This window comes from Bradyrhizobium sp., from assembly GCF_049581145.1.
Taxonomy (GTDB): domain Bacteria; phylum Pseudomonadota; class Alphaproteobacteria; order Rhizobiales; family Xanthobacteraceae; genus Bradyrhizobium.
Genome location: NZ_JBAURI010000516.1, coordinates 1 through 1927 on the forward strand (window position 1 = coordinate 1; position 1927 = coordinate 1927).

Genomic DNA, 1927 nt, shown 5'->3' on the forward strand with positions numbered 1-1927 from the left:
CTTCTGCACCATCTCGACCGAAACGCGGCTGGTCAGCAGCACCGCGCCTTCGGCTGTGGCGACGGACGCCCGCGCCAGCGCGCCGGCCAATTTATCCAGCGCATTGTGGCGGCCGACGTCCTCGCGCAGGCGCACAACGCCGCGGGCAGGGGTCCAGAACGCCGCCGCATGAACCGCGCGGGTCTCGACATTGATCGGCTGCAGCGGCGGCAGGCTCGCCATCGCGGCCATGATGTCGCAGGGCGCAAAGCATTGGCCTTGCGGCACGGTTGCGGCCGGACGCACGGCCTCGGTGATCGACTCGATGCCGCAGATGCCGCAGCCGGTCGGACCCGCGATATGGCGCCGCCGCTGGCTGAGGTATTCGGCCCTGTCGGGCCTGAGCCACATCCGCAATTCCAGGCCGTCGTCGAGATCGACGACATCGAGCGACACGATCTCGTCGGCCGATTGCACGATGCCTTCATTGCGGCTGAAGCCGATCGCAAAATCCTCGAGATCGCGCGGCGTCGCCATCATCACGGCATAGGTGCCGCCATTATAGGTCAGCGCGATCGCGGTCTCCTCGGGGATCAGACGCGTGCCCGCGGCGAAGCCGCCGTCGCGCCAGACCCTGCGAACAACCTTCTGGACCGGACCGCGCACGCCGCTACTCCGCCGCTTCGGCCGCGGGCCGAACGCGGCGCGAGTGCCGCGCCTGCTGATCATAAGCCTTCTGCCAGTCCGACGGGCCGTTCGACGGCGAAATCTGCACGGCCGTGACCTTGTATTCCGGGCAATTGGTGGCCCAGTCGGAATAGTCGGTGGTGATCACGTTGGCCTGCGTCAGTGGATGATGGAAGGTGGTGTAGACCACGCCCGGCGCCACGCGTTCGGTGATCAGCGCGCGCAAGGTGGTCTCGCCGGCCCGGCTGACCAGCCGGACCCAGTCGCCGTCGCGGACCCCGCGCTGCTCGGCATCGTGGGGATGGATCTCGAGCCGGTCTTCCTCGTGCCAGACGATGTTCTCGGTGCGGCGGGTCTGGGCGCCGACATTGTACTGGCTGAGGATGCGGCCGGTGGTCAGAAGCAGCGGGAAGCGCGGGCCGGTGCGTTCGTCGGTCGCGATATACTCGGTGATGACGAATTTGCCCTTGCCGCGCACGAAGCCGTCGATATGCATGACCGGCGTTCCCTCGGGCGTCTTGTCGTTGCAGGGCCATTGCACCGAACCGAGTTCGTCGAGCTTGGCGTAGGAGACCCCGGCAAAGGTCGGCGTCAGCGCGGCGATCTCGTCCATGATCTCGGAGGGATGCGTGTAGGCCATTTCGAAGCCCATGGCTTTCGCAAGGCCGATCGTCACTTCCCAATCGGCCAGGCCGTTGCGGGGGCTCATGACCTTGCGGACGCGCTGGATGCGCCGCTCGGCATTGGTGAAGGTGCCGTCCTTCTCCAGGAAGGTCGATCCCGGCAGGAAGACGTGGGCGTAGTTCGCGGTCTCGTTGAGGAAGAGATCGTGGACGATGATGCATTCCATCAGCGACAGCGCCGCCACCACATGCGAGGTGTTGGGATCGGATTGCAGGATGTCCTCGCCCTGGACGTAGAGACCCTTGAAGCTGCCCTCGATCGCCGCGTCGAACATGTTGGGAATGCGCAGCCCCGGTTCGGAATCGAGCTTGACGTGCCAGACCGCCTCGAAGGCATCGCGCACCGCATCCGTCGAGATATGCCGGTAGCCGGGCAATTCGTGCGGGAACGAGCCCATGTCGCAGGAACCCTGCACGTTGTTCTGGCCGCGCAGCGGGTTCACGCCGACGCCGGGGCGGCCGATATTGCCGGTCGCCATGGCGAGGTTTGCGATCGCGATCACGGTGGTCGAGCCCTGGCTGTGTTCGGTGACGCCGAGGCCGTAATAGATGGTGGCGTTGCCGCCCGTCGCGTAAAG

2 protein-coding genes are annotated in these 1927 nt (G+C 66.1%); both read right to left on the minus strand.

Features of this window, described 5'->3' with window-relative positions:
- Positions 1–645: formate dehydrogenase accessory sulfurtransferase FdhD (locus tag WCB02_RS16955; protein WP_423959706.1), on the minus strand; the 645-nt coding region annotated here is incomplete at its 3' end.
- A 4-nt stretch (positions 646–649) separates the two neighbouring features.
- Positions 650–1927: molybdopterin oxidoreductase family protein (locus WCB02_RS16960; RefSeq protein ID WP_423959708.1), on the minus strand; the 1278-nt coding region annotated here is incomplete at its 5' end.